The organism is Streptomyces sp. NBRC 110035 (genome assembly GCF_000829695.1).
Lineage (GTDB): Bacteria > Actinomycetota > Actinomycetes > Streptomycetales > Streptomycetaceae > Streptomyces.
The window spans coordinates 23,080-29,762 of record NZ_BBNN01000041.1 but is presented as its reverse complement, the minus strand read 5'-3'; the positions used below and the strand labels follow the sequence as shown (position 1 = coordinate 29,762).

The following is a 6,683-nucleotide window of genomic DNA, read 5'->3' as shown; positions in this document are numbered from 1 at the left end:
CCCCCCCCCCCCCCCCGCCGCGCCCCCGGCACCGTGCTCGCTCCCTGGGCTCTCCGCTTCCCCCGAGCGGGGGGACCCCATGGGCAGGGGGCCCCATGGCCCCGCAAGGCGCGCCCCGCGGGCGGACGATAGGTATGCGACGACAGGACCCAGGGAGGCCCCGGTGGGCTCGACCCCGCTCGACCACGACTCCGGCCGCACCCGCGACCGCACGTCCGGCGACCCCCGCGCACCCGGCCGGGCCGGCCGGCCCGGCCGCCTGACCGTCCAGGCGGCCGGATGTGTCCTGTGGCGCCGTTCCCCGGTCACGCGCACGCTCGAACTGTGTCTCGTCCACCGTCCCAAGTACGACGACTGGTCCTGGCCCAAGGGGAAGCTGAAGCGCGGCGAGGACGCGCTCGCCGGTGCGCTGCGCGAGGTCGCCGAGGAGACGGGCCACTCGGCCGTGGCGGCGGCCGAACTCCCGTCGGCGTACTATCTGGCGAACGGCCGCCCCAAGCGCGTCCGCTACTGGGCCGCCGAGGCGGTCTCCGGCACGTTCACGCCCAACGACGAGGTGGACCGGCTCCTGTGGCTCCCCCCGCACATGGCCCGCCGCCGGCTCACCGAGCCGAGGGACGCGGACCTGGTGGACGCCCTGCTCACCACCTTCCGCGCGACGGCGACAGCGGCGGCCACGGCTGCCACGATGACGGCGGCGGACCCGCGCGCACCCCGTAGGAACGTGCCCACTGCCCCGTTCCCGCCCGGTATCCGCCCGTGTCCTTGACGTAAGCGTTCCGTGACCTCACCGTACCGTCCATAGGGGTTCACATCCCGTTCATTTACGACGATGGGGTGCTTCACCTCTTCTGCCTAATTTCGGCCTTACGGGATGCGAACCGCCTGCCGAACGGGCACTCGCACCCCCCGGACTCCGACTTAAGACTCCGCACGCCGCCGGAATTCAGGACGGCGGCTCCTGGAAGGAACTCAAGTGAAGCTTCAGCGCAAGAACCGGCGGGCCCTCGCTCTCGGTGCTCTCGCCGTCTCCGGCGCCCTGGCCCTCACGGCGTGCGGCTCGGACGACACCAGCGGCGGCAGCAGCGGCGCCGGCGACAGCTCGGCCACGGCGCAGGCCGGCAACATCGACTGCACCGACGCCTCCGGCCAGCTCCAGGCCTCCGGCTCGTCCGCGCAGAAGAACGCGATCGACGCCTGGGTCAAGAACTACGCGGCCGCCTGCAAGGACGCGCAGATCAACTACCGCCCCGACGGTTCCGGCGCCGGTATCACCGCGTTCCTCCAGGGTCAGACCGCGTTCGCCGGTTCCGACTCGGCCCTCAAGCCGGAGGAGATCGAGGACTCCAAGAAGGTCTGCACCGACGGCCAGGCCATCGACCTGCCGATGGTCGGCGGTCCGATCGCCGTCGGCTTCAACGTCCCGGGTGTCGACACGCTCGTCCTGGACGCCGCGACCCTCTCGGAGATCTTCGACAGCAAGATCACCAACTGGAACGACGAGAAGATCGCGAAGCTGAACCCCGACGCGAAGCTTCCCGACCTGAAGATCCAGGCCTTCCACCGCTCGGACGAGTCCGGCACCACGGACAACTTCACCAAGTACCTGAAGGCCGCCGCGCCCGACGCCTGGCCCTACGAGCCCGGCAAGTCGTGGGAGGCCAAGGGCGGCCAGTCCGCCCAGGGCTCCTCCGGTGTGGCGCAGCAGGTGAAGCAGACCTCGGGTGCGATCTCGTACTTCGAGCTCTCCTACGCCAAGGACGGCATCACGACCGTCGACGTGAAGACCGAGGCCGCCGAGCCGGTCAAGGCCACGATCGAGAACGCCACGGCCGCCATCGGCGCCGCCAAGGTCGTCGGCACCGGCAAGGACCTCGCGCTGGAGCTGGACTACACCCCGGACGCCGAGGGTGCCTACCCGCTCGTCCTGGTGACGTACGAGATCGCCTGCGACAAGGGCAACAAGGCGGAGACCCTGCCCGCCACGAAGTCCTTCCTGAACTACATGGCCTCCGAGGACGGTCAGGGCCTGCTGGCGGACGCCGGCTACGCCCCGATGCCCGAGGACATCATCACCAAGGTTCGCGAGACCATCACGAGCCTGAGCTGACCCCGAGTGCGGTCCGGCCCCGGCACCCGGGGCCGGACCGCACCGTCCGGTGCACCGCCGCCAGGAGCCCCCGAACAGCGGGAGGCCCCGCAGACCGGAGACCCTGATGGACATATCGACACAGCAGACCGCTCCACCCCCCGTTCCCCCGCCGGCCACGACGGAACAGAAGCGTGCCGCACGCGGCGCCACCCGTCCCGGCGACCGGGTCTTCCTCGGGCTCTCCCGGGGGTCCGGCATCCTCGTTCTGGTGATCATGGCCGCGATCGCGGCCTTCCTCACCTACCGCACCGTTCTCGCGCTGAGTGAGAACGAGGCCAACTTCTTCACCTCGTTCGACTGGAACCCCAGCGGCAGCCCGCCGGAGTTCGGCATCGCGGTCCTGGCCTACGGCACCGTCGTGTCGTCGATCATCGCCATGGTCATCGCGGTCCCGGTCTCGGTGGGCATCGCGCTGTTCATCACGCACTACGCCCCGCGCAGGTTCGGCGGCACCATCGCGTACGTGATCGACCTGCTCGCCGCCGTGCCCTCCATCGTCTACGGCCTGTGGGGCGCCCTCGTCCTGGTGCCGCACATGGACGGCCTCTACGGCTGGCTGGACGACTACCTCGGCTGGACCGGGATCTTCGAGTGGAACGGCGGCGCCGCGCGCTCGCTGTTCACCGTCGGCGTCCTGCTCGCCCTGATGATCCTTCCGATCATCACCAGCGTCAGCCGTGAGGTCTTCCGGCAGGCGCCGCTGATGCACCAGGAGGCGGCGCTCGCCCTGGGCGCCACCCGCTGGGAGGTCATCCGCATGTCGGTGATCCCCTTCGGCCGCTCCGGCGTGATCTCCGCCTCGATGCTGGGCCTCGGCCGCGCGCTCGGCGAGACGATGGCCGTGGCCATGGTGCTCTCGCCGTCCTTCGACATCACCGCCAGCCTGCTCGACCCGGGCGGCGGCACGTTCGCGCAGAACATCGCCAGCAAGTTCAACGAGGCCACCGTGATGGGCCGGGACGCGCTGATCGCGTCCGGTCTGGTGCTCTTCGTGATCACCCTGCTGGTCAACGGCGGCGCCCGCCTGATCATCGCCCGTCGCAAGGAGTACTCGGGGGCCAACGCATGAGCCACTCAACGATCACCCCCAAGTCCGCGCACTCCCTGCACGGCGCCCGGCTCCCCCGGTGGTTCGCCTGGGCCGTCGCCGCGGGCTCCGTCGCCCTGGGCCTCGGCATCAGCACCGTGGCCGGCCTGGACAGCAGCGTCCAGTGGGCGCTGATCGCCGCGGTCCTCTTCGTCCTCGGCTCCTACGCCGTCTCGGCCACGGTCGAGGGCCGGCGCCAGGCCAAGGACCGCACCGCGACCAGCCTGGTCTGGGTCGCCTTCCTGATCGCCGTCATCCCGCTGGCCTCCCTCATCTGGGAGACCCTCAAGCGCGGTGTGAAGGTCCTCGACGGCTACTTCCTCACCCACTCCATGGGCGTCGTCGCCGACAGCGAACCGGGCGGCGGCATCTACCACGCCATGCTCGGCACCCTGGAGCAGGTCGGCATCGCTGCGCTGATCTCGGTCCCGGTCGGTGTGCTGACCGCGATCTACCTGGTCGAGTACGGCCGGGGCAAGCTCGCCAAGGCCGTCACCTTCTTCGTCGACGTCATGACGGGCATCCCGTCCATCGTCGCCGGTCTGTTCATCCTCAGCCTGTGGATCGTGATCCTGGGCATGGGCTACTCCGGCTTCGCCGGGTCGCTCGCCCTGTGCATCCTGATGATCCCGGTGGTCGTCCGCTCCACGGAGGAGATGCTCAAGCTCGTCCCGAACGAGCTGCGCGAGGCGTCCCTCGCGCTCGGTATCCCGAAGTGGCGCACCATCCTGAAGGTCGTCCTGCCCACGTCCATCGGTGGCATCACCACCGGTGTCATGCTGGCCGTCGCCCGCATCACCGGTGAGACCGCCCCCGTGCTGCTGCTGGTCTGGGGTACGAGCGTGATCAACGCCAACCCCTTCTCCGACCCGCAGGCGTCACTGCCGATGTACATCTACCTGCAGTACGCCAACAGCGGCGGCTCCGGCGCGGCCTACGACCGTGCCTGGGCGGCAGCCCTGACGCTCATCGCGTTCATCATGATCCTCAACCTGGTGGCCCGCGGCATCGCCCGCTGGAAGGCCCCGCAGACCGGTCGCTGACGCGGCCCTCGGCGACTCGGACCCGAAAGAAGCAGTGATCCACATGGCCAAGCGCATCGACATCAGCGGCCTCAACGCCTACTACAGTTCCTTCCTCGCCATCGAGGACATCTCGATGACCGTCGAGCCCCGCTCCGTGACGGCCTTCATCGGCCCGTCCGGCTGCGGCAAGTCGACCTTCCTGCGCACGCTCAACCGCATGCACGAGGTCACGCCCGGCGGCAGGGTCGAGGGCAAGGTCATGCTCGACGACGAGAACCTCTACGGCCCCGGCATCGACCCGGTCGCCGTGCGGCGCGAGGTCGGCATGGTCTTCCAGCGCCCCAACCCGTTCCCCACCATGTCGGTCTACGACAACGTGGCGGCCGGGCTGCGCCTGAACGGCAAGTACAAGAAGTCCGAGCTGGACGGCGTCGTCGAGAAGTCCCTCCGGGGCGCCAACCTCTGGAACGAGGTCAAGGACCGTCTGAACAAGCCCGGATCGGGCCTCTCCGGCGGTCAGCAGCAGCGGCTGTGCATCGCCCGCGCGATCGCGGTCGAGCCGAAGGTGCTCCTGATGGACGAGCCCTGCTCCGCCCTGGACCCGATCTCCACCCTCGCCATCGAGGACCTGATCGGTGAGCTCAAGGAGCAGTTCACGATCGTCATCGTGACGCACAACATGCAGCAGGCCGCGCGCGTCTCGGACCGCACGGCGTTCTTCAACCTGGCGGCCGTCGGCCAGCCGGGCAGGCTGATCGAGATCGACGACACGGAGCGCATCTTCTCCAACCCGTCGGTCCAGGCCACCGAGGACTACATCTCCGGCCGCTTCGGCTGACCCGAACCCCTCGCGGTGCTGCATGGCGGTGCCACCGCGAGGACGCGGAAGGGCCCGCCCCCACTACCCGGGGGCGGGCCTCTTCGTCTGCCCCTGCCGTGCCGGGCGCTGCCTGATGCCACCAGGTGCGGGACGCCGGAGACACCACGCGGCACGCGGCACGCGGCACGCGGCACGCGGCACGCGGCACGCGGCACGCGGCACGCGGCACGCGGCACGCGGCACGCGGCACGCGGCAGAGGTTCTGAACACCGGGCGGCGGACGCCGGACGCACGGGCCACCAGCTGCCGGACGCCGGACACAGGGCGTCGGCCCCCGGGCCGTCGGACGCCGGACCCAGGGCCGTCAAAAGCCGGGCCGTCGGATGCAGGGAGTCGGACGGCCACGTGCCATGCGCCGGATTCCGGGCGCCGGGCGCCGGGCGCCGGGGATCAAGCGCCGGGGATCAAGCGCCGGGCGCCAGGTATCACACGCCAGGTCCCGGGCGGCACGTACCGCGCGGCACGCGCCGTACGCCCAATTTCGGGCGGTACACGCCGGGGGTCACGTGTCAGCCGCCGGCACCGGCACCGGCTACAGGAACGCCAGGTACACGAGCCCGTACGAGACCGCCGCCACCAGGGCCGCCGCGGGCATCGTGATGAACCAGCCCAGGATGATGTTCTTGGCGACGCCCCAGCGCACCGCGTTCACCCGCTTCGTCGCGCCGACGCCCATGATCGCCGAGGTGATCACGTGCGTCGTCGAGATCGGCGCGTGGAACAGGTATGCCGACCCGAACATGATCGTCGCGCCGGTGGCCTCGGCCGCGAAGCCCTGCGGCGGGTCCAGCTCGATGATCTTCCGCCCGAGCGTCCGCATGATCCGCCAGCCGCCGGCGTAGGTGCCCGCCGACAGCATCAGCGCACAGGCGATCTTCACCCAGACCGGGATCGGGTCGCTGTACTCCTCGACGTCGGCGATGACCAGGGCCATCACCACGATGCCCATCGTCTTCTGCGCGTCCTGCAGACCGTGGCCGAGCGCCATGCCGGCCGCCGACACGGTCTGCGCGATACGGAAGCCCCGCTTGGCCTTGTGCGGGTTGGAGTTCCGGAAGATCCACATGATCGCGGTCATGACCAGGTAGCCCGCGAGCAGGCCCACGATCGGCGAGACGAACATCGGGATGACGATCTTCTCGAGCACCCCGCCCCAGTACACCGTCGTGCCGCCGGCCAGCGCCGCTCCGACCATGCCGCCGAACAGGGCGTGCGAGGAGGAGGACGGCAGGCCGAAGTACCAGGTGATGAGGTTCCAGGTGATCGCGCCGACCAGCGCCGCGAACAGGATCCCCATGCCCTTCGAGCCCTCGGGGGTCTGGATCAGCCCCTCGCTGACGGTCTTGGCGACCCCGGAGCCGAGGAAGGCGCCGGCCAGGTTCATGACGGCGGCCATGGCGAGCGCCGCGCGTGGGGTGAGCGCGCGGGTCGACACCGAGGTGGCGATGGCGTTCGCCGAGTCGTGGAAGCCGTTCGTGTACGTGAAGAAGAGCGCGACGCCGATGGTCACGACCAGAGCGAAGGTGTCCATGGACGGTT

General features: G+C 70.1%; 6 protein-coding genes. 5 read left to right on the top strand and 1 reads right to left on the bottom strand.

The annotated features are described in order from the left end of the window. The first annotated feature begins 259 nt into the window (after positions 1-259). From TU30_RS27215 to pstB, 5 genes are all read left to right on the top strand, one after another. Positions 260-769: an NUDIX hydrolase gene (locus TU30_RS27215; protein WP_078878553.1), complete on the top strand. Its 510-nt coding sequence runs from the start codon at positions 260-262 to the stop codon at positions 767-769. 207 nt (positions 770-976) lie between these two features. Continuing rightward, complete coding sequence (pstS, locus tag TU30_RS27210; RefSeq protein ID WP_042174795.1) at positions 977-2,110, top strand: phosphate ABC transporter substrate-binding protein PstS; 1,134 nt, start codon at positions 977-979, stop codon at positions 2,108-2,110. Positions 2,111-2,216: 106 nt separating this feature from the next. Beyond that, positions 2,217-3,221, top strand: a complete 1,005-nt coding sequence (gene pstC, locus TU30_RS27205) for a phosphate ABC transporter permease subunit PstC (protein ID WP_042174793.1) — start codon at positions 2,217-2,219, stop codon at positions 3,219-3,221. Next, positions 3,218-4,282, top strand: a complete 1,065-nt coding sequence (gene pstA, locus TU30_RS27200; protein ID WP_042174791.1) for a phosphate ABC transporter permease PstA — start codon at positions 3,218-3,220, stop codon at positions 4,280-4,282. Before pstC ends, pstA begins: the two co-directional genes overlap by 4 nt. A gap of 43 nt (positions 4,283-4,325) precedes the next feature. Then, positions 4,326-5,102, top strand: a complete 777-nt coding sequence (pstB, locus tag TU30_RS27195) for a phosphate ABC transporter ATP-binding protein PstB (protein ID WP_042174892.1) — start codon at positions 4,326-4,328, stop codon at positions 5,100-5,102. A 574-nt stretch (positions 5,103-5,676) separates the two neighbouring features. Here pstB and TU30_RS27190 read toward each other — a convergent pair. Then, a complete protein-coding gene (locus TU30_RS27190) occupies positions 5,677-6,675 on the bottom strand; it encodes an inorganic phosphate transporter (protein WP_042174789.1) in 999 nt (332 codons plus the stop codon). Positions 6,676-6,683 lie beyond the last annotated feature (8 nt).